General features: G+C 60.2%; 18 protein-coding genes. 12 read left to right on the top strand and 6 right to left on the bottom strand.

Annotated elements, in window-relative coordinates:
• Positions 1 to 125: 125 nt before the first annotated feature.
• The 4 genes from AD928_RS12785 to AD928_RS12770 all read left to right on the top strand — a co-directional run bounded on the left by AD928_RS12785 (position 126) and on the right by AD928_RS12770 (position 9530).
• Positions 126 to 1574: an NAD(P)-dependent oxidoreductase gene (locus AD928_RS12785; RefSeq protein ID WP_062250981.1), complete on the top strand. Its 1449-nt coding sequence runs from the start codon at positions 126 to 128 to the stop codon at positions 1572 to 1574.
• Entirely contained in the window at positions 1574 to 6130 is a 4557-nt protein-coding gene (gene gltB, locus AD928_RS12780; protein ID WP_062250951.1) for a glutamate synthase large subunit, read from the top strand. Before AD928_RS12785 ends, gltB begins: the two co-directional genes overlap by 1 nt.
• Positions 6131 to 6301: 171 nt before the next feature.
• A complete protein-coding gene (locus AD928_RS12775) occupies positions 6302 to 8167 on the top strand; it encodes a M3 family oligoendopeptidase (protein ID WP_082779891.1) in 1866 nt (621 codons plus the stop codon).
• A 1-nt stretch (position 8168) separates the two neighbouring features.
• Complete coding sequence (locus AD928_RS12770) at positions 8169 to 9530, top strand: ABC1 kinase family protein (RefSeq protein ID WP_062250950.1); 1362 nt, start codon at positions 8169 to 8171, stop codon at positions 9528 to 9530.
• 96 nt (positions 9531 to 9626) lie between these two features.
• Here AD928_RS12770 and AD928_RS12765 read toward each other — a convergent pair whose 3' ends face one another.
• A complete protein-coding gene (locus AD928_RS12765) occupies positions 9627 to 10217 on the bottom strand; it encodes a hypothetical protein (RefSeq protein ID WP_062250949.1) in 591 nt (196 codons plus the stop codon).
• Positions 10218 to 10457: 240 nt separating this feature from the next.
• On the opposite strand from AD928_RS12765, the gene ispH reads away from it, so the two are divergent.
• The 6 genes from ispH to AD928_RS12735 all read left to right on the top strand — a co-directional run bounded on the left by ispH (position 10458) and on the right by AD928_RS12735 (position 15593).
• A complete protein-coding gene (ispH, locus tag AD928_RS12760; RefSeq protein ID WP_043553687.1) occupies positions 10458 to 11456 on the top strand; it encodes a 4-hydroxy-3-methylbut-2-enyl diphosphate reductase in 999 nt (332 codons plus the stop codon).
• A 15-nt stretch (positions 11457 to 11471) separates the two neighbouring features.
• Positions 11472 to 12446, top strand: a complete 975-nt coding sequence (locus AD928_RS12755) for a homoserine kinase (protein ID WP_062250948.1) — start codon at positions 11472 to 11474, stop codon at positions 12444 to 12446.
• Entirely contained in the window at positions 12430 to 12942 is a 513-nt protein-coding gene (gene rnhA / locus AD928_RS12750) for a ribonuclease HI (RefSeq protein WP_062250947.1), read from the top strand. Before AD928_RS12755 ends, rnhA begins: the two co-directional genes overlap by 17 nt.
• A 24-nt stretch (positions 12943 to 12966) precedes the next feature.
• Positions 12967 to 13533 (top strand): RBBP9/YdeN family alpha/beta hydrolase, encoded by a 567-nt coding sequence (locus tag AD928_RS12745; protein ID WP_062250946.1) that lies wholly within the window; start codon positions 12967 to 12969, stop codon positions 13531 to 13533.
• Positions 13534 to 13545: 12 nt separating this feature from the next.
• Complete coding sequence (locus tag AD928_RS12740) at positions 13546 to 14049, top strand: peptide deformylase (protein ID WP_062250945.1); 504 nt, start codon at positions 13546 to 13548, stop codon at positions 14047 to 14049.
• 71 nt (positions 14050 to 14120) lie between these two features.
• Positions 14121 to 15593, top strand: a complete 1473-nt coding sequence (locus AD928_RS12735; protein WP_062250944.1) for a hypothetical protein — start codon at positions 14121 to 14123, stop codon at positions 15591 to 15593.
• Between the two features lie 31 nt (positions 15594 to 15624).
• Here AD928_RS12735 and AD928_RS12730 read toward each other — a convergent pair whose 3' ends face one another.
• The 5 genes from AD928_RS12730 to AD928_RS12710 all read right to left on the bottom strand — a co-directional run bounded on the left by AD928_RS12730 (position 15625) and on the right by AD928_RS12710 (position 20733).
• A complete protein-coding gene (locus tag AD928_RS12730) occupies positions 15625 to 16605 on the bottom strand; it encodes a peptidoglycan -binding protein (RefSeq protein WP_062250943.1) in 981 nt (326 codons plus the stop codon).
• Between the two features lie 2 nt (positions 16606 to 16607).
• A complete protein-coding gene (locus tag AD928_RS12725; protein WP_062250942.1) occupies positions 16608 to 17660 on the bottom strand; it encodes a hypothetical protein in 1053 nt (350 codons plus the stop codon).
• 32 nt (positions 17661 to 17692) lie between these two features.
• Positions 17693 to 18508 (bottom strand): OmpA family protein, encoded by an 816-nt coding sequence (locus tag AD928_RS12720; RefSeq protein WP_062250941.1) that lies wholly within the window; start codon positions 18506 to 18508, stop codon positions 17693 to 17695.
• A gap of 134 nt (positions 18509 to 18642) precedes the next feature.
• On the bottom strand, positions 18643 to 19464 hold the full coding sequence (locus AD928_RS12715; RefSeq protein WP_062250979.1) for an NAD kinase: 822 nt from the start codon (positions 19462 to 19464) through the stop codon (positions 18643 to 18645).
• Between the two features lie 57 nt (positions 19465 to 19521).
• Entirely contained in the window at positions 19522 to 20733 is a 1212-nt protein-coding gene (locus tag AD928_RS12710; RefSeq protein ID WP_062250978.1) for a glycosyltransferase family 4 protein, read from the bottom strand.
• Between the two features lie 107 nt (positions 20734 to 20840).
• On the opposite strand from AD928_RS12710, the gene AD928_RS12705 reads away from it, so the two are divergent.
• Both AD928_RS12705 and AD928_RS12700 read left to right on the top strand, forming a co-directional pair.
• On the top strand, positions 20841 to 21722 hold the full coding sequence (locus AD928_RS12705; protein WP_231874747.1) for a tetratricopeptide repeat protein: 882 nt from the start codon (positions 20841 to 20843) through the stop codon (positions 21720 to 21722).
• Positions 21723 to 21736: 14 nt separating this feature from the next.
• Positions 21737 to 22642 carry a glycosyltransferase family 9 protein gene (locus tag AD928_RS12700; RefSeq protein ID WP_062250976.1) on the top strand — a complete coding sequence of 302 codons (906 nt, stop codon included), beginning with the start codon at positions 21737 to 21739 and terminating at the stop codon, positions 22640 to 22642.
• The last annotated feature ends 1 nt before the right edge of the window (position 22643 follow it).

Here is a 22643-nt window from a genome sequence, read left to right as displayed (position 1 = left end):
AACAGGAAAAATAAAGAAAGGACAGTAATGCTGTCTTTTCAGGATGGCGCGTAAGGCGCTACCTCAGTCCTGCTTGTTTGGGGCGAGGTCTGTCTGACGCGCGCCCCGTCTCCGGGGAACGCCTTATGACCACACCCATGCTGAAATTTGTCTCTGTCGCTCAAAAGCAGCCTGATAAGCGCACAGCGCAGGCGCGACGGGCGGATTTTGCGGAGATTTATGAGGAGTTCTCTCCCGCTGCTGCAGGTGAGCAGGCCAGTCGGTGTTCTCAGTGTGGCGTGCCGTTCTGTTCCGTGCATTGCCCGTTGGGAAACAATATCCCCGACTGGCTGATGCTGACGGCGGAAGGGCGGCTGGAAGAAGCCTATGAGGTCTCTTCCGCGACCAACACATTCCCGGAAATTTGTGGCCGCATCTGCCCGCAGGACCGTCTGTGTGAAGGCAACTGTGTCATTGAGCCGGGATTTGAGAGCGTTACCATTGGTGCGGTCGAGCGGTATATTACCGATACGGCCTTTGAGAATAACTGGGTCAAACCCACACGCCCTGTGCGGGAACGGACGGAATCCGTCGGGATTGTCGGCGCTGGTCCTGCGGGGCTGGCTGCCGCTGAGCGCCTGCGGGCCTCAGGCTATCAGGTGCATGTGTATGACCGGTATGACCGCGTGGGCGGCCTGATGGTTTACGGTATCCCTGGTTTTAAGCTGGAAAAAGAGATCGTCGCGCGCCGTCATGCTCTGCTGGAAGAAAGCGGCGTGACGTTTCATCTGGGGCAGGGCGTTGGTAGCGGCGAGGGTGATCTGTCCTTTGCAGAACTGCGCAGCCGCCATCAGGCCGTTCTGATCGCCACCGGTGTTTACAAATCCCGTGAGATTGGTGGCCCCGGTGCCGGACTGGCAGGCATTGAACGCGCTCTGGATTATCTGACCGCCTCTAACCGTCGTTCTCTGGGCGATACACTGCCGGACGATGCGCAGGCGCTGGATGCTAAAGGCAAGAATGTCGTGGTGCTGGGCGGTGGCGATACCGCCATGGACTGTGTGCGCACGGCCATTCGTCAGGGGGCCAAATCCGTTAAATGTCTGTATCGGCGTGACAAGGCCAACATGCCGGGGTCCGCGCGGGAAGTGAAAAACGCGGAAGAAGAAGGCGTTGAATTTGTCTGGCTGTCCGCGCCGGAAGCGTTTCTGGGTGATGACCATGTGACGGGCGTACGCGCCACCCGCATGAAGCTGGGTCTCCCGGATGCCACGGGCCGCCAGTCGGTCGAACCGCTGGAAGGAAGTTCCTTCACGCTGGACGCGGATCTGGTGATTGCCGCTCTGGGGTTTGACCCGGAACCGCTGCCGCAGCTGTGGGGTCAGCCGGACCTTGCTGTTTCCCGCTGGGGCACGCTCAAGGTGGGGCATGATAGCTTCATGACCACTCTGCCGGGTGTGTTTGCCGCAGGCGATATTGTGCGCGGGGCCAGTCTGGTGGTGTGGGCTATTCGCGATGGTCGGGATGCGGCGGAACGCATTCATCAATGGATTGAAACACACGCAACGGCGCAGGCCGTAGCGGAGCAGGGATAATGGGTATGCAGAAGCATCCTGACACCACGCATGGTGAAAGCGCCAAAGAGTTTTTTGAAGCGTGGGACAACAATGTTGCCGCTCTGGACGGCCTGTATGACCCGGCTGATGAACGGGATTCCTGTGGCGTTGGTCTGGTTGCAGCGCTGGACGGCAAGCAGCGTCGTGACGTGGTGGAAGCCGGTATTGCAGCCCTGAAAGCCATCTGGCATCGCGGTGCGGTGGATGCTGATGGAAAAACCGGTGACGGTGCCGGTATCCATGTGGAAATCCCGCAGAATTTCTTTGCGGATGCAATCACCAGCACGGGTGACCAGCCGGTAGAGGGTGCGATCATCGCCGTCGGGCAGGTGTTTCTGCCCAAGACGGATCTGGTCGCGCAGGAACAGTGCCGCCAGATTATCGAGACGGAAATTCTGGCCTTCGGCTACGGCATTTACGGCTGGCGTCAGGTGCCGATTGATACGGCCTGTATTGGTGAAAAAGCCAACGCGACACGACCGGAAATTGAACAGATCATGATCCGCAACCTGCCGGGCACGGCAGAAGAGGCGTTTGAGCGGGATCTGTATGTTATCCGTCGGCGGATTGAAAAAGCGGCGATTGCAGCACAGGTGGATCTGTATATCTGCTCTCTGTCCTGCCGTTCGATCATCTATAAAGGCATGTTCCTGGCTGAGCATCTGACCGAGTTCTATCCGGATCTGCTGGATGAGCGCTTTGTCAGCCGCTTTGCCATTTATCATCAGCGTTATTCCACCAACACCTTCCCCACATGGAAGCTGGCGCAGCCGTTCCGTCGTCTGGCCCATAATGGTGAAATCAACACCATTTCAGGCAACATCAACTGGATGAAAAGCCACGAAACGCGGCTGTCTCATCCGGATCTGGACCCGTGGATGAAGGACATCAAACCGCTGGTGCAGGCGGGTGGGTCCGATACAGCGACGCTGGACAACGTGTTTGAACTGCTGACCTTTGCCGGGCGTGATGCGCCTGCGGCCAAGGCGCTGATGATTCCTGCCAGCGTGGGCGGGAATTCTCTGATGAAGCAGTCTCACCGCGACATGTTTGCTTATTGCAATGCGGTGATGGAACCGTGGGACGGCCCGGCAGCCCTGTGCGCCACGGATGGCCGCTGGGTGATTGCCGGTCTGGATCGCTCCGGCCTGCGCCCGCTGCGCTATACGGTAACAGACGATAATCTTCTGATTGTCGGGTCTGAAACCGGCATGGTACGTGTGCCTGAAAGCAATGTTGCCAAACGCGGGCGGCTTGGCCCGGGCGATGTGATCGGTGTCGATCTGCAGGAAGCACGTCTTTACGGCAATGAAGAACTGCTGGATCTGCTGGCCTCCCGTCAGGACTTCTCCTCATGGGTCGGTGGTATTCAGAAAATTGGCTGTATTGTCCGCTCAGATGTAAAAGAGCCGGTTCTCTATCAGGGTGATGAACTGCGTCGCCGTCAGCTGGCTGTGGGCACCACGCTGGAAGAGCTGGAAGCCATCCTGCACCCGATGGTGGAAAACGGGACAGAAGCCATTGGCTCCATGGGTGATGATACGCCTCTGGCGGTGCTGTCTCCGCGTTTCCGTGGTCTGTCACATTATTTCCGGCAGGGCTTCAGTCAGGTGACCAACCCGCCAATTGATTCCCTGCGGGAATCCCGCGTGATGAGTCTTGCGACACGTCTGGGAAATCTTGGGAATATTCTGGATCAGTCCGCAGAGCAGTGCGAAATGCTGCAACTGCCCAGCCCGGTTCTGACATCGGGTGAATATGAAGCGCTGCGTAATTTCTGCGGCACCTCCGGCTGCCTGATTGACTGCTCCTTCCCCGCAAAGGAAGGCGAGGCTGGTCTGCGTGAAGCCATTGCCCGCATCCGGCGTGAGGCAGAGGAAAGTGTGCGTGGTGGTTGCACGCATGTGTTCCTGACGGATGAAAACCAGTCTCCGGACCGGGCGTATATCCCGATGATTCTGGCGACAGCGGCAGTCCATACGCATCTTGTCCGCAATTCCCTGCGCACCTTCACGTCTCTGAACGTGCGGGCGTCCACCACGCTGGATGTGCATTCGATTGCAGTGACCATCGGGGTCGGGGCGACTACGGTTAACCCGTATCTGGCGCAGGAATGTATTGCGGACCGCCATCGTCGCGGGCTGTTTGGTAAGCTTTCCCTGCGTGAGTGCATGGAGCGTTACCGGAAGGCCGTGGATAAAGGCCTGCTCAAGATCATGTCCAAAATGGGCATTTCGATCGTGGCGTCTTACCGTGGTGGTTGTAACTTTGAGGCGGTGGGGCTCTCCCGCGCGCTGACGGCGGAATTCTTCCCCGGTATGCCGTCCCGTATTTCCGGTATTGGTCTGCCCGGTATTGCCCGCAATGTGCTGACCTTCCATCAGGAAGCATGGGATTCTGCGTCTCTTGCCCTCCCTGTCGGTGGTTTTTACAAACTGCGCCGCAAGGGCGAGCAGCATGCGTTTGATGGTACGCTGATCCACATGCTCCAGACCGCTGTGGCGAGTGACAGCTTCACTATTTACAAGCGTTATGCGGACGCTGTGCGGGCACAGCCGCCGGTGGCGCTGCGGGATCTGCTGGACTTTAGGGAAGGACGCACGCCCATTCCGGTAGAGGAAGTGGAAAGCATTACGCAGTTGCGGAAACGCCTGATCTCACCAGCTATTTCTCTGGGGGCCCTCAGCCCAGAAGCGCATGAGACGCTCTCCATCGCCATGAACCGGATTGGTGCGAAATCTGATTCCGGTGAGGGCGGGGAAGATCCGGAACGTGCAAAACCGCGCCCGAATGGCGATAATGCCTCTTCCGCCATCAAGCAGGTGGCGTCTGGCCGCTTTGGTGTTACGGCACAGTATCTGAATGATTGCCGTGAGCTGGAAATCAAGGTCGCACAGGGTGCCAAGCCGGGTGAAGGCGGGCAGCTGCCGGGCTTTAAGGTCACGGGGCTGATTGCCAAGTTGCGTCATGCCACGCCGGGTGTGACTCTTATTTCTCCGCCGCCGCATCATGATATTTACTCGATCGAAGATCTGGCTCAGCTGATTTATGACCTGAAGCAGATCAACCCGGATGCCACGGTAACCGTCAAACTGGTGGCGCGTTCCGGCATTGGCACCATCGCGGCGGGTGTGGCGAAGGCAAAAGCCGATGCGATTCTGATTTCCGGCCATTCCGGTGGCACTGGGGCCAGCCCGCTGACCTCCGTGAAATATGCCGGTCTGCCGTGGGAACTGGGTCTGGCGGAAGCGCATCAGGTGCTGATGCTCAACCGTCTGCGGCATCGCGTAAAGCTGCGCACGGATGGTGGCATCAAGACCGGGCGTGACGTGGTGATCGCCGCCATGCTGGGTGCGGAAGAGTTCGGCATTGGCACGGCCAGCCTTGTGGCCATGGGCTGCATCATGGTGCGCCAGTGCCACTCCAACACCTGTCCGGTGGGCGTGTGCTCGCAGGATGAGGCGATGCGCAAGAAGTTTGAAGGCACGCCGGAGAAAGTCATCAACCTGTTCTCCTTCATTGCTGAAGATGTGCGTAATATTCTGGCGTCTCTGGGCTTCCGCAGCCTGAACGAAGTGATCGGCCGGACTGATCTGCTGCGTCAGGTGTCTCGCGGCGCGGATTATCTGGATGATCTGGACCTCAACTCCCTGCTGTCACAGGCAGATCCCGGCCCGTTTGCGCGCTATTGCACGCTGGAAGGCCGGAACGAGGTTCCGGATACGCTGGATGCGCAGATGATCAGCGATGCGAAACCGCTGTTCGACCACGGTGAGAAAATGCAGCTGCACTACAATGTGCAGAACACGCAGCGTGCCATTGGCACCCGCATGTCTTCTCTCATTGTGCGGAAGTTTGGCATGACGACGCTGGCGCCGGGCCACCTCACGGTGCGTCTGCGCGGGTCTGCCGGGCAGTCTCTGGGGGCGTTTGCCGTGCAGGGGCTGAAGCTGGAAGTGCTGGGGGATGCCAACGATTATGTTGGTAAGGGTCTGTCCGGCGCGACCATCACCGTGCGGCCTTCTCCGTCTTCCCGGCTTGTCAGCAACCAGAACGCCATTATCGGCAACACGGTGCTGTATGGCGCGACGGCGGGCGAACTCTATGCCTCAGGGCAGGCGGGTGAACGCTTTGCGGTGCGTAACTCCGGCGCTGTGGCCGTGGTGGAAGGCTGCGGGTCCAACGCGTGTGAATATATGACCGGCGGCACCGTGGTTGTGCTGGGCGAAATTGGCGACAATTTTGGTGCAGGCTTTACCGGTGGCATGGCGTTTGTGCTGGATGATACCAACACCTTTGAAAAGCGCGTTAATCCGGAGTCCCTGTTCTGGACACGGGTGACGGATGAGCGCTGGGCGGAGGAACTGCGGCGTCTGGTTGAGCGGCATGTGGAAGAAACCGGTTCCCCTTATGCAACAAATCTGCTGCATAAATGGAACGATGTTCTGCCGCGCTTCTGGCAGATTGTGCCGAAAGACTACGCCCGTATCATCGGCTTCAGCCTGCCGGAAAAAGAGCTGGCCAAATCTGCCTGATCAGGCTTTTGCCTGACAAAGAGGATGGTCCCGAAAGATCTGTTTCTGCCTTATGAGCGTATAAGGCAGGGAGGTCTTTCGGGCCGTGCTGAGTGCGCTGCCTGACCTGCGCCGTATGTGAACCCCGATTGCGTTCACATGTACTCGCCTCATGCTAAATTGCGCGATAGGATGCCGCTTATGAAACATACAGCGCATTCTCACCGTTCGTCTCAGCTTCCGGCCTTTGCTGCGGAAGCGGGGGCTGTGGCCGCAACCAGTGCCGCGCCGGGGCAGGAGGCTTCCACCCTTCCGCGCTGGGACCTTTCGGCTCTCTATAACAGTATGGAAGATCCGGCGATCAAGCAGGATCTGGCTCAGGCTGAACAGCAGGCCAAAGAGTTTGCCGCCCGTTATCAGGGCAAGCTGGCAGGTCTGTCCGGGGCTGAGGTGGCGGAAGCCATCCGCACCTGTGAGGCGATTGAGGAGATACTGGGCAAGGCCGGGTCCTATGCCTCGCTGCTGTTTGCCGCGAATTCGTCCGATCCGGAAATCAGCCGTTTCAGCCAGTCTATTAGCGAAAAGCTGACCGATATTTCCACGCATCTCCTGTTCTTTACGCTGGAACTCAACCGGCTGGATGATGCCGATCTGGCGCAGAAAATGCAGGACCCGGCTCTGGCGCACTGGAAGCCGTTCCTGGATGATACCCGCCTGTTCCGCCCGCATCAGCTTTCTGATGAGGTCGAGAAGGTTCTGCTGGAAAAATCTGTAACGGGTGCGCAATCCTGGTGCCGTCTGTTTGATGAGACGATTGCCGCCCTGCGCGTCACGCTGGATGGCAAGGAAATGCCGGTTGGCGATGCGCTGAACCGCCTGTCCGATTCGGATCGCTCTGTGCGTGAGAAGGCCGGGAAAGCCGTTGGTAAGGTGTTTGGTGAGAATGTGCGGCTGTTCGCCCTCATCACCAACACGTTGGCCAAGGATAAAGCGATTTCTGACGGACTGCGCCATTACGCCCGCCCCACATCCTCCCGCAACCTGTCCAACATGGTTGAGGACGAAGTGGTGGATGCGCTGGTCTCCGCCGTGCGGGAAGATTATCCGCGCCTTGCGCATCGCTATTACGCCCTCAAAGCGAAATGGATGGGGCTGGATAAGCTGGAGCACTGGGACCGCAACGCCCCGCTGCCCGGCTGTGAAGACCGCAAAATCCCGTGGGAGGAAGCTAAGCAGATTGTGCAGAAAGCCTATGATGGCTTTGACCCGCGTATGGGTAAGGTGATCAATACCTTCCTGACGCATCCGTGGATTGATGTGCCGCCTGCTCCCGGCAAGTCTCCGGGCGCGTTTGCACACCCCACCGTGCCGTCTGCGCATCCGTTTATCCTGCTGAACTATCATGGCCGCACGCGCGACGTGATGACGCTGGCGCATGAACTGGGCCATGGCGTGCATCAGGTTCTGGCGGCAAAGCAGGGCTACTTCCAGTCCAATACCCCGCTGACGCTTGCGGAAACGGCGAGCGTGTTTGGGGAAATGCTCACCTTCCAGTCCTTGCTGGATGCGGAAACGGACCCGGCCCGCAAGCGCACCCTGCTGGCCGGCAAAGTGGAAGATATGCTCAACACTGTGGTGCGCCAGATTGCGTTCTACGAGTTTGAAACCCGCGTGCATGATGAACGTAAATCCGGTGAGCTCCTGCCGGAGCGGATTGGCGAAATCTGGTTGCAGGTGCAGACGGAAAGCCTCGGGCCGATCTTCAATTTTACGCCTGAGTACGACGTCTTCTGGGCGTATATCCCGCACTTCATTCACTCGCCGTTCTATGTTTACGCCTACGCGTTTGGCGATTGTCTGGTGAATGCGCTGTATGGCGTGTTCAGTGAGGGCGCGTCGGGTTTCCAGGATAAATATATTGCCATGCTGGAAGCCGGTGGCACCAAACGCCACAAGGAACTGCTGGCACCGTTCGGGCTGGATGCGTCCGACCCGGGCTTCTGGCGCAAGGGGCTGGATGTGATCTCCGGCTTTATCGATCAGCTGGAGCAGGCGTAACATGGCTGAACGGGACTTGGACAATAGCGGCGTTTTTGGTGAGCTGCGCCGCATGGTCCAGACAACCGGCACCGTGGGTGGTATTGCCGCCCGCCTTGCCGGGCACAAAATGGGGATTCGCTCAGGCGGCGCCTCGCATGCGGAAGATCTGAAATCCATTCTCGGTGGTCTGAAAGGGCCGCTGATGAAGGCGGCTCAGCTCCTCTCCACCATCCCCGGCGCGCTGCCGGAGGAATATGCGGAAGAGCTGGCCCAGTTGCAGGCCAATGCCCCGCCTATGGGCTGGAACTTTGTGCGCCGCCGCATGACGGCGGAACTGGGGGCTGGCTGGGAACGGAATTTCCGCTCCTTCGGGCGGGAAGCCGCAGCGGCCGCCAGCCTTGGGCAGGTGCATAAAGCCGTGCTGGCCGATGGCCGACAGGTTGCGTGCAAGCTGCAATATCCGGATATGAATGCGGCGGTGGAAGCCGATTTGCGCCAGTTCCGTATGGCCATTGGGGTTTACCACCGGCTGGATAACGCCATCCGTCAGGATGATGTGGTGGAAGAGCTTGCGGAGCGCCTGCGCGAAGAGCTCGATTATCTGCGTGAGGCCGCCAACATGCGGCTGTATCGGACCGCTTTGGCTGACTGTCCGGAAGTGACGGTGCCCGCTCCGATTGATGAACTCTGCACGCGCCGCCTGCTGACCATGGAATGGGTCAACGGGCGTGGCCTGAACGCCGTTATTCAGGCAGGCCTGACGGAAGAGCAGAAGCAGAAGATTGCCCGCACGTTGTTCCGCGCCTGGTATGTGCCGCTGTATCAGTATGGCGTGGTGCATGGAGACCCCCATATGGGGAATTTCACCGTGCGGGATGATTACGGGCTGAACCTGCTGGACTTCGGGGCGATCCGGATTTTCAATCCGTCCTTCATCAAGGGGAATATCGACCTCTACCGGGCCTTGCAGACCAAGGATAAGGAACTGGCTACGCAAGCCTATGCCGCGTGGGGCTTTACGGACCTGACCCCGGAAAAGATCGACGTCCTGAACGAGTGGGCCGGGTTCCTGTATGAACCGCTGATGGATAACCGCGTGCGGTATATTCAGGAAGGCAACAATCCCGCTCTGGGGCGTGAAATCCTGTCCAAAGTGCATGAAGGCCTGCAACGCACAGGCGGCGTGCGCCTGCCGCGGGAGTTTGTGCTCGTGGACCGTTCCGCCGTGGGGCTGGGCTCAGTCTTCATGCGTCTGAAGGTTAAGATGAACTGGTACGAACTCTTTCATGAGATCGTGCAGGACTTTGATGAAGCCGCTTTGGCTGCTCGCCAGAAAGCTGCCGTTGAGGCTGCGCGCTTCCCGGCAACGCCTGTCAGCTAACCTGCTCTGCGGTCTACCCTTTGAGGGGTAACAGGGCAGGCTGGCAGCCATCCACACCGGCGCACGTGTTAGACAGGATGGCTGCCGTTTCAGGCTTTAGTAAGCCTGATAGTCAACTTTTTTCAGATGCTTTTCGTTATAGTCCAGCTGCTCTTTGGTGAGCTGGAAGCCCACTTCAAACCGGTAATCCGAGTCTATGTTCTTGGGCGGAATGGGCAGATCGACCGTCACGACCTTGCTGTCGCTGGTAATGCTGGAGAGGTTGGCCGGGAACTGGAACGTGTGTTTGAACACATGCTTGTTCACAATTCTGTCCCCATGCAGCACGGCAATAAACCAGGGCAGCGTGACGGTGCTGCCAGCGGCGGCCGGCCCGTGGCTGACTACAAAACGCAAAGCGATTCGGGTTTTCAGATCCTTCGGCCCGGCGCCCAGACAATCCCCCTGTAATTTCAGGATGCTCGCCCGCGTGATCAGATGCGGGAAGGTCGCGGTCTTGCCGTCATACAGATAGTAATCCGCAGCTTCCGGCGGAATATGTGTGAGCGGGCAGGAGGGGGCAAAGGCAATGGAGGCGTTTTCCTCATCCCCGCAGCCACCAAGGGTGGTCAGCAGGCCAAGAGCCGCAAGACCTGACACCGCAAAGCGGGGCAGCAGGCGGCGTGGATGAGAAAGGTCTTGGGACATGTGCAAATCCGGAATTATCGGTTAGAGGGGGTTGAACAGATAAAAAACGAGCAAAACATAGACATCAAGCAGGGTTGTGCTGGCCACAATGCCGGAAAACGGGTTGCATCACCACCTCGCTTTGCGTAGGCCATGGCCACGGTGACCGCGACCTGCTCAGGGTTTCGGGCATAGCCTACCTTACTTATGCTTCTTATAGCTGTTTTTTCTATACCGTCCGCCGCAAGTTTGGGGAACACCATGCCCGATCAAACTCCCGCCGCCACACAGGAGCCCGCACAGGCCCCGCATGGCAAGTCTCTTAAGGTTCTTCTCGCTGGTCCGCGTGGGTTCTGCGCCGGGGTAGACCGCGCAATCCGCGTGGTGGAAGAAGCCATCCGTCGCTACGGCGCACCTGTTTATGTGCGTCATGAAATTGTCCACAACCGTACGGTTGTGGAAGCTCTGGAAGCGCAGGGTGCCATTTTTGTCGAGGAACTGGATGAGGTTCCGCCTGATGGCCACGTCGTATTTTCTGCCCATGGTGTGCCCAAAACGGTCCCGGCTGAGGCGGAACGCCGCAACCTGCTGTATCTGGATGCAACCTGCCCGCTGGTGTCCAAAGTGCACCGCGAGGCCGAGCGTCATTTTGCCGGAGGTGGCCCGGAAAGCCGCCATATCCTGATGATCGGCCATGCCGGGCATCCTGAAGTGGTGGGCACTATGGGCCAGCTGCCCGTCGGTGCGGTTACGCTGATTAACGATGCGGAAGAAGCCCGCACCGTGCAGCCGGCTGATCCCTCCCGTCTGGCCTTTATCACGCAGACCACGCTCTCCGTAGATGATACGGCTGAGATCGTGGACATCCTGCGCGAACGCTTCCCGCTGATTGAGGGGCCGAAGCGCGAGGATATCTGCTACGCCACCACCAACCGTCAGGAAGCAGTGAAGGCCATTGCGCCGGAATGCGATCTGGTGATTGTGATCGGCTCCCCCAACTCCTCCAACTCCCAGCGCCTGCGGGAAGTGGCCGAGCGCTCCGGCGCACCGCGTGCTCTGCTGGTGCAGCGTCTGGATGCGCTGGACTGGTCCGTACTGGAAGGCGTGAACACGCTGGGCATTACGGCGGGTGCCTCTGCTCCGGAAGCACTGGTGCAGGAAATGGTGGCCGAAATGGCCAAGCGTTACACCCTGTGCATTGATGAGCGCACGGTGAAGGAAGAAAGCGTGATCTTCCGCCTGCCTGCTCCTCTGGGCTGAGGGCAGCGCAGAAGGATGGCCGTTTATACAGATGTGAGCGATGAAGCCCTTGAGGCTTTTCTGAGCGATTACGCCATTGGGAATCTGGTGGCGTTTCGCGGCATTGCCGAGGGTGTGGAAAACAGCAATTTTCAGCTGCGCACCACGCAGGGGGATTTTATCCTCACGCTGTATGAAAAGCGGGTGAATGCGCAGGAACTCCCGTGGTTTCTGGGGCTCATGCAGCATCTGGCGGGGGAGGGTGTTTCCTGCCCGCAGCCGGTGGTTAGTACAGCCGGGCAGACGCTCGGCACACTCGCAGGGCGGCCTGCGGCCATTACAACCTTTCTCCCCGGTGTATGGCCGCGTAAAATCCGGCAGGAGCATTGCCGCCCGCTTGGGCAGGCGCTGGCTCAGCTGCATGAGGCCGGGCGGAGCTATACGCCTGTGCGCCCCAACGCTCTGGGGCCGGACGCATGGCAGCCGCTGCTGGACTCCTGCCGGGCGGGGGCGGATGCGGTGCATCCCGGCCTGCTGGCGGAACTGGACGCGGCCTTTACGCACATTCTGCCGCACTGGCCGGGGCAGGGCGCAAATCCTGCGCTCCCTCATGGGCAGATCCATGCGGATCTGTTCCCCGATAATGTTTTCTTCCTTCGTAAAACCGTCTCCGGGCTGATTGATTTCTATTTCGCCTGCACGGATTTTCTGGCCTATGACATCGCCATCTGCCTCAATGCCTGGTGTTTTGAAGGCGATGGGTCATTCAACGTCACATTCGGCCGCCAGTTGGTGCAGGGCTATGAGTCTGTGCGCCCGCTGAGTGCCGCAGAACGGCAGGCGCTGCCGATTCTGGCCCGGGGTGCCGCCATGCGCTTCCTGCTGACGCGGCTGTATGACTGGATCAACACGCCAGCAGATGCGCTGGTAACCCCTAAAGACCCGCTGGATTACCTCAAGCGCCTGCGCTTCCATCTGGCAACGGAGACGGTCGATGGCTACGGATTCTGAAATGAGCGCCCCCGCCGAGCAGTCGGCGGAACAGCCTTCTCAGCAGGTTGTGGAAGTCTGGACAGATGGCGGGTGCCGCCCCAACCCCGGCCCCGGTGGCTGGGGGGTGCTGCTGCGCTTTAAAGGCGTAGAGCGTGAGCTTTCTGGTGGGGAAGAAGCCACGACCAATAACCGTATGGAACTGACGGCGGCGGCGGAAGCGCTGGAAGCCCTCAAGCGCCCCTGCACAGTGCGGCTGCATACGGACAGCGAATATGTGCGCAACGGTATTACGCGCTGGCATACGGGCTGGGTGCGGCGCAACTGGCGGAATGCCTCGGGTGACCCGGTTGCCAATATGGATTTGTGGCGGCGTTTGCTGGATGCGGCCAAACAGCATGATGTCTCATGGCATTGGGTGAAGGGCCATTCCGGTGTGCCGGAAAATGAGCGCGTGGATGAACTCGCCACCGAAGCCCGGAAAACCGTCGAAGAGGCCATGAAAACCGCGAGCTGAGCGTCGCGCTGTCCGGAGCAGAAGATGCCTGATTTGTCCTCAAGACAGTATGTGATTGTCCATGGTTATCTGGCCAATCCTGATGCGCACTGGTTCCCTTGGCTTAAAAAGCAGTTAGAACAGCGCGGAGCCACGGTCTCTGTGCCCGCTCTGCCATCTTCTCAGGCCCCGGAGCCTGAAGCCTGGGCCGAGGCTCTGGATACGCTTCTGCCGCACCTGAACAACCAGACGGTTTTGATTGGCCACAGCCTTGGGTGCGTGACCCTCCTGCGTCATCTGATGTTCCGCCCCAAAGGCGAGACGGTTGGGGGCTATGTTCTGGTTTCCGGGTTCGATAAACATCTTCAGACCCTGCCGGAACTGGATGCCTTTACGGATAGCACTCTGGATTATGAGGACTTGCAGCGGCGGAGTGCGTTTCGGGCGTCTGTCTTTTCCGACAATGATGGGATTGTGGACCCGCGCCAGTCTCAGGCTCTTGCCGCGTCTCTGCACACCACAACGCTGCAAGTGCCGGGTGGTGGGCATTTTCTGGGGCGTGAGGGGCACGAACAGTTTCCTCAACTGCTTGATCTGCTGACGCATGCCTGACAGCCCCTCGCTATGACAATTTGCCCGATTGTCCGTTTTCCTGACCAGCGTTTGCGGCAGGTAGCCGCTCCTGTGACGCTTTTTGATGATGGTCTGTCCGCTCTGGCGCAGGATATTCTCGACAGCATGCGGGCCGCACCGGGTATTGGTATGACCGGCCCGCATATTGGCGTGGCGCAACGTGTGGTGGTGCTTGAACTCCCCGATGCTCCGCAGCCCCAGATTTATGTGAACCCGGACATCATCTGGCTGTCGGAAGAAACGGTCCGGCCGGAAGAGGGCAGTGTCTCCATGCCGGGCGTGACGGATCTGATCGAGCGGGCCGCCAAAGTGCGGGTGCAGTATCAGGATCTGGATGGCGTTACTCATGTGGAGGAGGCGGAGGGCCTGCGGGCGGCCTGCCACCAGCATGAGATTGATCAGCTGAACGGGATTTTCTGGATTCAGCGGTTGTCCGGCCTGCGGCGTAAGCGTGTGATTGCCCGGTATGAGAAATTGCAGCGCCTCCAGCGGTAAAGTGCTGGCTGTTAAAGCTTGAAAAAATTTCCACTGCGTTTGGGGGAAAGCCAGTGTTTGAGAGAGCAAGAGTGTCTGTACTATTCAAACAGATCAGCAAGAAGAGCTTTGGCTATCTGCTGGCTTTTGTCGTGCTGTCCGGCTTTTACATGTCTCTGGCGGCCACCCTGCCGCTTAATTCAGACAGTGCCTCCGCTGTGCTGGAGGCGCAGGACATCCTGCATGAGAATGGTCTGCTGCATGGCTGGGACCTTTCCGCTGAATCCTACTATGCAACAGAAACGCTTCCATACGTTGTACTGGCGGGTCTGGCAGGCTGGCATCTGTCTTTTTACTATCTGGTGCCGGCCATGCTGTTGGCCGCTTTGGTGCTGCTGGCTTTCCGGATCTGTCGGATCATGGCTCCGGCTGGGGCATGGTGGTGGCTGGCTCTGGTTGCAGCCCCCACGGCCTTTGGTGTGCAGATGATGCTGATCCCCTGCATCCATATGGGTGCCTATGTGGGGGTTCTGGTCTGCTGGTTGCTGATTTTTGCGCAGATCAGGCAGGAGAAACCGGCGGTGTGGACCGTGTTTGTTGTGCTGCTGGTCCTGTGCCTCGCCAGTGATGACATTGTAAAATACTGCTTTGTCCTTCCCGTTCTGGGTGCAGTGGGTCTGCTGAGCGTGCAAAAGCGTCGGCTGGAATACGGGCGGCTGGTGCTGTGCGTGCTGGCGTCTCTGGGGCTGACGCATCTGCTGAAAACCGTGCTGGCACATAACGGCGCTTTTCATGTGCCGGGATTGTGGACCATGTCTTTTGCCGGGCAGGCGCGGGTTTGGTATAATCTCTCCGTGCTGGTTTCCGGGGTTCTGCACTTCTTCGGTGCGTATTTTTTTGAAAAAGAGTTTTCCCTGCACGGCGCAGGGAAAGAACTGCTCCATCTGGCCGTGTTGCTGCTGGCGCTGTGGGGTGTTGTGCGCATTGCGCGGAGTAAAACGCGCCAGCTGGATCTGTTTGATTATGCCGCGTTGCTGTGCCTCGGCATTATGGTCGGGGCGTTTACACTCAGTCAGTTGGCGATTGACGATGCCTCAACCCGCTATTTCGTGTTCCCATATGTGATGATGACGCTTCTGCTGGCACGGCATACGGTTCTGCCTGCTGCCGGCCGGGCAATGGGGCTGGCAGGAGCGGCAGTCTATGCGGTGCTGAGTGTGCCTGCGCCAACCTTGCACATCTGGCAGACAAACCGGAATTTCCCCATCAATATGGAATTAGCCCGTCTTGGTCTCACGCAAGGCTTTGCGTCCTACTGGAGTGCCGCGAGTAACAGTCTACCCAATCAGGTGCGCATTGCGCCGGTGGAATTTGGCGCCGAAATCAAGCCGTTTCATTACCTGTCAAAACGGGACTGGTACACGCAGGGCGGCAATTTTGTTCTGTGCGATACTCCCGCGCAGGCTGCTCAGGCACAGATCCGCTTCGGCTCAGCCCGCATGGTTGAGCCGGTGGACGGGCATATCCTGCTGGTGTGGGACAAGACCCTCACACTGCCGGGTTAAGGGACACAAAGCCTCCCGGCAGGGAATGTTCTCAGCGGTCCGTTAGGCGGAATTCAATCCGGCGGTTGCGGGCGTAGGCGGCAGCGTTACTTTCCGTATCCAGCGGCTGATAGTCCGCAAAGCCGGTTGCCGCCAGATGGTGCGGGTTGATCCCTTCCGCGACCAGCAGTTTGACCACCGTAATGGCGCGGGCGCTGGAGAGCTCCCAGTTGCTGGGGAAGGCGGTGTGAATGGGCTGGCGGTCAGCATGGCCATCCACGCGCAAAATCCACGGAATATCAGCAGGGATATGGCTGGTCACGCTTTTAAGGGTCTGGGCCAGCGTATGGATTTCTGACTGGCCTTCCTTAGAAAGCTCAGCACTCCCCACCGGGAACAGCACTTCGCTCTGGAACACAAAGCGGTCGCCCACCACATGCACACCCTTCTGGTTGTGCAGGATGTCCCGCAGGCGGCCAAAAAATTCGGAGCGGTAGCGGCTAAGCTGGCCGACCTTGTCTGCCAGAGCGGTATTCAGTTTTGCAGAAAGATCGCCAATGGTGGCGTCCTTGTTCTGCACGGTTTTTTGCGAGACATCGAGCGCCTGCGCCAGAGCAGCCAGACGGGCGTTCAGGTCCGTCAGTTCATCATTCAGCTGCGTCACCCGCGTCTGGTCGGCAACGCTCAGAGCGCTGGCGGCCTGTGCGGCATTGCGGGCGGCTTCGGCTTCGGTGGTCTCGGCAGAAAGCGCCTCAGTATCGTGGGTGTGCTGGGCCTGCAGGCCGGTCACGCTGTCTTCCAGGGCATGGTTGCGGGCGTGTTCCGTATCAAGCTGGCGGGAGAGTTCCGCCGTCTGGCCTTCCAGTTTTTCCAGTACATGCTCGCGCCGGTTCAGCGCTGCGGAGAGCAGGGTCTGGCCCATGACAAACACCAGCAGCACAAAAATAACGACCATCAGCAACGTGGAAAGCGCATCCACATAGCCGGGCCAGGCATCAAGCCCGGCGTGCAGCTTTCTGCGGCGGCGGGCCATGCTCAGGGTGCTTTCCGGTCGGAGGGCGCAGTCTCGGCTGTCGCAGCAATAGTGCGGGCCAGCAGACGCAGATCATTCCGCAGATCCGTCGTCATACGGGTGCGGCCTTCCTCATTGTTCTGCACCAGCGTTTGCAGCAGGCGTTCAATATTATGCAGGGCTTCTGTCTGGCCTGCGGTGGATTCCAGCCGGTCAGAGAGCTTGCTCAGCACAGCACTTTCACGCTCACGCCGGGCCTCACTGGTGCGGACCAGATTTTGCAGGGATTCCAGATTTTCTGCCGTTTGTTCCAGCAAGGCCTGAATATAGGCCGGAACGGAGGTCGTGCTTTCTACGCCAGAGCCGGCGGGCGCGCCAAAGCGGGTCTGTTCCGCCAGCCATTCTTCCAGCTCATTAAAGAAGCGGTTTTGCGCCTGCCCGGCGGTCAGATCCAGAAAGCCCAGAACCAGCGCACTGGCCAGACCGAAGAGAGAACCGGAAAATGCCGTGCTCATGCCATGCAGCGGCTTGGCCAGACCGGTTTTGAGCTGCGCGAACATGGCGTCCAGATCGCCACCACCGACGGACATGTTGCTAATGACGTCCGCAATGGCGGCGACAGTCAGCAGCAGGCCGTAGAAGGTGCCCAGCAGCCCCAGAAAAATCAGCAGGCCCGTAAGATAACGGGAGACTTCCCGTCCTTCATCCAGTCGGCCGGAGATGGAATCCAGCACGGCCTGCATGGCGGGGGTGGAAAGGGCGGCAGGGTTACCGCGCTGGTCCGGGCGGGTGCCGAGGGCCGTGGCCAGCGGGGCCAGCATACGCGGCGGCGGCAGGGCAGCCAGACCGGTGCGGGACTGACGAATGGCGTCCACCCAGCCTACTTCCGGCAACAGGCGGCGGACCATCACGACATTCCACAGAATACCGATGGCCAGAATCCCCAGAATCAGACCATCAAGCAGCGGGTTGCTGAAGAAGGCATCCCGCAGTGGCCGCCACAATGTTGCAGCGACAAGCGCCACACACACGAGAAACCCGATCATTCTGAAAAGATACTGTGTGGGGCGCGTCATCTGGTTCCGGTCCGGTTAGAAGAGGAAGGGCGTCAGGGTACAGCGTCTGACTGGTAAATATCGATATAATCCTGCCCGCCATGATCGGCGGGGGTTTTGGGCAGGCCGATGACGCGCAGATAAATGCGGGTGGAGGGAATGCCGCTATTCATCAGCACGCTGCGTGCCGCCAGCCCGCGAGAGAGGGACATGCGGCGGGGCAGGGACGGATCATCCACAGCGCCGGAGCTATAGGCATCAATCAGGGCGCGCACATGCGGCTTGTCAGCCAGCGACTGCGCAAAACCCAGCAGAGCCTGATGTGTTTCGGGGTTCAGCGTAGCGGCCCCGGCGGCAAAGGTAACCCGAACACCTCCTGGAATGGTGGACACAGTGCCGGTGGCTTTTTCGTCAATGGCAGGCTGTGCCGGCATGGGGAATGGGTGGAGTTCCACATCGGGCGGAGCCGGCGTGAGTTGGGGCACCGGTGGCGGTGCAAGCGGAATGGTTGCCGGAACTGGTGGATGGGCGGGCGTTGCCGGCTTGGCATTGCCTGCGGGTGCTGTGGTGCTGGCAGCAGGAGTTGGTGTGGTTTGCGGTGCAGCCGTAGTAGCGGCAGGCGCACTCTGCGTGGCAGCCGCAGGTGTTCCTGAGGTTGCGGGAGCGGGCGTGACCGGGTGCGCCAGCGGCGGTTGGGTGACCGGCTTCGGTGCAACCCGTTTGGGCGCGGGGGCTGTCTTGTGCGCAGCCGGATGCGGGGCGGTATGAGCCGGGGCGGGGTGCTTGCTCGCCAGTTCATCCAGTGCCTGCGTATTGGTGACAACCTGCGCATGCGCGAGCGAGGTCGGCAGCAGGAGGAGGGCGCACAATCCTGTCAGACGGCGCGGTCGGAGATGAGAGTTGTGCATTGCGGGCAAGACTAAACCAGAAGAGGGGCGGGGTGAAATGGCAGAACACCCTTCAGAGTGATCTTTTATGTGCCTAACGGGGCGAATGTAGGGCATCAGGCGGAAAACTGCTCTGCGGTAATGCGTTCGGACAGGGTTTGGCCGGGGTCAAACAGCACCGTTACGGCCAGATTGCGGTCCTCATGAATATGCACGGAGACCACATCGCGGATTTCAATCGAATCAGCCACCGCCGCGACCGGGCGTTTTTCAGCTTCCAGAATGGTAAAGCCCACCTGTGCCGTAGAAGGCAGAAGTGCGCCGCGCCAGCGCCGGGGGCGGAACGGACAGATGGGGGTCAGCGGCAGCAGATTGCCCGAAAGCGGGACAATTGGCCCATGGGCGGACAGATTATAGGCGGTGGAGCCGGCCGGGGTGGCCAGCAATGCGCCATCGCAGATCAGCTCCGGCATACGCACCATGCCATCCACATCCACCCGGATTTTGGCGGCCTGACGGGTCTGGCGGAACAGGAAGACATCATTCAGGGCCAGAGCCTCATGCGTGTCTCCCTGCAGGGTGCGGGCCGTCATGCGCAGCGGGTGCAGGGTGGCGGCCTGAGTGGTGGTCAGGCGTTTGGGCAGATTGTCTTCCAGCATCGGGTTCATCAGGAACCCGACGGAGCCGCAGTTCATCCCGTAAACCGGCACGGTCAGATTTTGCTCCAGCACCACGCGCAGCGTTTCCAGCATGAAGCCGTCGCCTCCAAGGCAGACAACTACATCAGCTTCTCCCGGATGGCAGTTGCCATACTGGTGAGTCAGGCGGTCAAATTCGTGTCTGGCGACCTCGGTCGGGGCGGCCATAAAGGCAATGCGTTCCGGCACTTTGGTCAGTACGGGTGATGGGGGAGTGGAGGGAAGTGGAGAGCTGGTCATGGCAGGCACCCCATAGCGGGCCGGTGTCGGAAAAAGCGGGCGGGCAGGCCGCATCCCTTATCCTGCAACGGACTGGTCCTGAAAGGGGGTGGCCTCATTTTTATGGAGCTGGGTGCCGAGCAGCTCATCGTAAACGCTCAGGGTCGCCTGCTGCATGGCGTGGGTCGTGTAGTGGGCCAGCACGGTCGCGCGGGCGGCTTCTCCCATAGCGTGCAGGGCATCAGGTGCGGCGTGCAGGATGCTGGCAATGGCCTCGGCCAGTGCCTGAACATCACCGGGGGGAACGCTCAGGCCGGTGAGGCCATGCTGGACCGTTTCCAGCGCCGCGCCATGGGCTGTGACGATCACGGGGCGAGACATGGCCTGTGCTTCTACCACAACGCGCCCGAAAGGTTCTGGTCGGAGGGAAGGAATAATCACCAGCGCGGCCAGTGCCATGGCAGCCGGCATGTCCTGACAATGCCCGGCAAACCGGACCTGTTCCGTCAGGCCCAGCGTGCGGGCATGGGCAACAAGGGCTTCCCCATAGGCATGGCCGGGCGGACAGGATCCCGCAAACACGCAGACCCAGGGCGTCATGGGGGCAGTCTTCTTCACGCGTGCCAGAGCATCCAGCAGGAAACGCTGGCCTTTCCACTCTGTCAGGCGGCCGGGCATGAGAAGAACCGGAACGCCTGCGGGCACGTCCCAGCTTTCAGCCAGCCGGTGTACGCGCTGCCCGCTGACAGCATCCGGGCTGAACTGAGTGATGTCAGCGCCACGCGGAATCACCCGTAGGCGGTCGGATCCGACATGATACTCCTGCGCCAGCCGCTGGCCGATATGTTGGCTGATGGCAATCACCCGGTCGCCAGAGGCCAGAACGGCGTTATAGCGCTTTTTGCCGGGGAAATTGTTGGCATGCACCCCATGCCATGTGGTGACAAAAGGGGTGCCGGTGCGGTTGCAGGCCAGACGTGCCACCCATGCCGGGGCGCGCGAGCGGGCATGGACGAGGGCCACATTATTCTGCCGGATAAAGCGCGCCAGCGTGCCGGCGTTGCGCAGAATGGAGAGCGGGTTTTTGCTCCCACAGCGGGGCAGGGTGTGGTGTTGCGCCCCCAGCCGTTCCAGCGAAGGGACCAGCCTGCCACCAGCGCTCATCACCAGAGCAGTGCCGCCTGCCTGCGTGATGGCATCCGCCATTTCCAGCGTGCCCCGTTCGACGCCGCCCTGTTCCAGAGCGGGAAGAATTTGCAGGATGACGGGGGAATGTGGCGGTATCGTCATATTAGGGCTGTTAGCATGGTTTTCTGGCAACAGACACTCTTCCGCGAACATCCGCACTTCTGGCCCGACTTGACCACCCGGCCCGTATCCGCGCTATGGAAAGAGAGATGACGCACTTGTCCTTCTCTGTCCGGTCCGTTCCGGCGCGCTGCGCACCATTTGCTGCGACACTCGGAGTAGGCCTGTTGCTGGCCGGTGTTCCGGCCAGCGCGGCCACCATCCGGCCCCATCCCGCAGTTGGGCAGGTGGGGACGGGAATGACCGCCGGCCATGGGGGCAAAGAGGCTCCGCAAACATGGGCTCTGGCCGAGTGCATGAGCATGGTGGAAGAAGACCCCTTCGGTGCGCGGGACTACGCACAGGACTGGATGAAGCACGGCGGAGACAGGGAAGCCCGGCATTGCCATGCTCTGGCCCTGCTGGAACTGGGCGATGAACTGGACGCGGCGCAGGAGCTGGATGATCTGGTGCGCAAAGCGCCGCCCTCCGGCCCGGAAAGTTCTGCCAGCCTGCGGGCTGTGATGGCGGAAGAAGCCGCAGAAGCCTGGCTTTCTGCCGGTAATCCGCCCGGCGCGCTGAATATCGTCGCGTATGGCCTGTCCATTCGCCCCGGGGATACGAATTTGCGGCTTGCCAAAGCGCGCGCCCTGCTTGAGCAGGGCAATACCGGGGCTGTGGTGACGGATCTGACCGCGCTGGTTGCGCGGGGCGCAGAAGCTCCCACTGAGGCGTTTGTGCTGCTGGCCTCAGCTGAGCGGCGGCTCGGGCAACTGGATAAAGCCACCCAGCATATTACGCTGGCCTTGCAGCGGATGCCGGACGATGCTGCGGCTTTGCTGGAGCGCGGGATTATTCGGGAGCAGGTAGGAGATGCCACCGGCGCACAGGCGGACTGGCAGCATGTGCTGGACCTCTCCCCTGACAGCCATGAGGCCGATCTGGCCCGGCAGGATCTGGCCGTTCTGGCTGCTGACCCGGATTCGCCGTGACGCAACCCCAGAGTTTGCGCCGTATTCTGGTCATCCGGCTCGGTGCGCTGGGGGATTTTGTGCAGAGCTTCGGGCCGTTTCAGGCTATCCGGGCAGCACACCCCACAGCACAGATAACCTTACTGACGACCTCACCCTTTGTGGAACTCGCCCGTCTTTCCCCGTGGTTTGATGCGGTTGAGGTCGATCAGCGTCCATCATGGGGCAATCTTCCGGCCTTGCTGGCGTTGCGGCAACAGCTGCGCGGTTACGACCGGATCTATGACCTTCAGACCTCCAGCCGCACGGCCCGCTATTATGTGCTGGCCGGACGCCCGAAGATGTGGTGCGGGCATGTAGGGCGCTCTCCCCTGGTGCACGCCAATCCCCGGCGGAATGACATGCATACCCGCGCCCGCCAGCGCGATCAGTTGCTGGGAGCCGGGATACCAGACGTGCCTTTGCCGGATGTCTCGTGGCTGGCAGAGCTGGGGGCGCATTTGGATGTGCCCTATGGGCTGATTGTGCCCGGAGCTTCCCCCCATCGCCCGGCCAAGCGCTGGCCTGTGCGCCGGTATGCAGAACTGGCAACCCGGTTTGAAAGCCGGGGACTGCGCCCTGTTGTTGTGGGAAGTGGGGCCGATAAACCCCTGGCGGAGGCGATCAGGCAGGTCTGCCCGCAGGCGCTGGATCTGACAGGCCAGACCACTCTGCCGGAACTGGCCGGTCTGGCGGCCCGGGCGCAGGTTGCTGTGGGGAATGATACCGGGCCGATGCATCTGGCCGCTATCATGGGCTGCCCCAGCGTGGTCTTGTTTTCTGGGGACAGTAATCCCGCCCTCACAGCCCCCCTCGAGCGCGTGCCGGGGCAGGTTTGTGTGCTTTCTGTGCGGGATCTGGCGACACTTTCCGTCAACAGGGTTGCAGCCGCGCTCTCCTGAC

The sequence above is a fragment of the Acetobacter cerevisiae genome, assembly GCF_001580535.1.
Taxonomy (GTDB): Bacteria; Pseudomonadota; Alphaproteobacteria; order Acetobacterales; family Acetobacteraceae; genus Acetobacter; species Acetobacter cerevisiae.
This window is presented reverse-complemented; position numbering and strand designations above follow the sequence as displayed.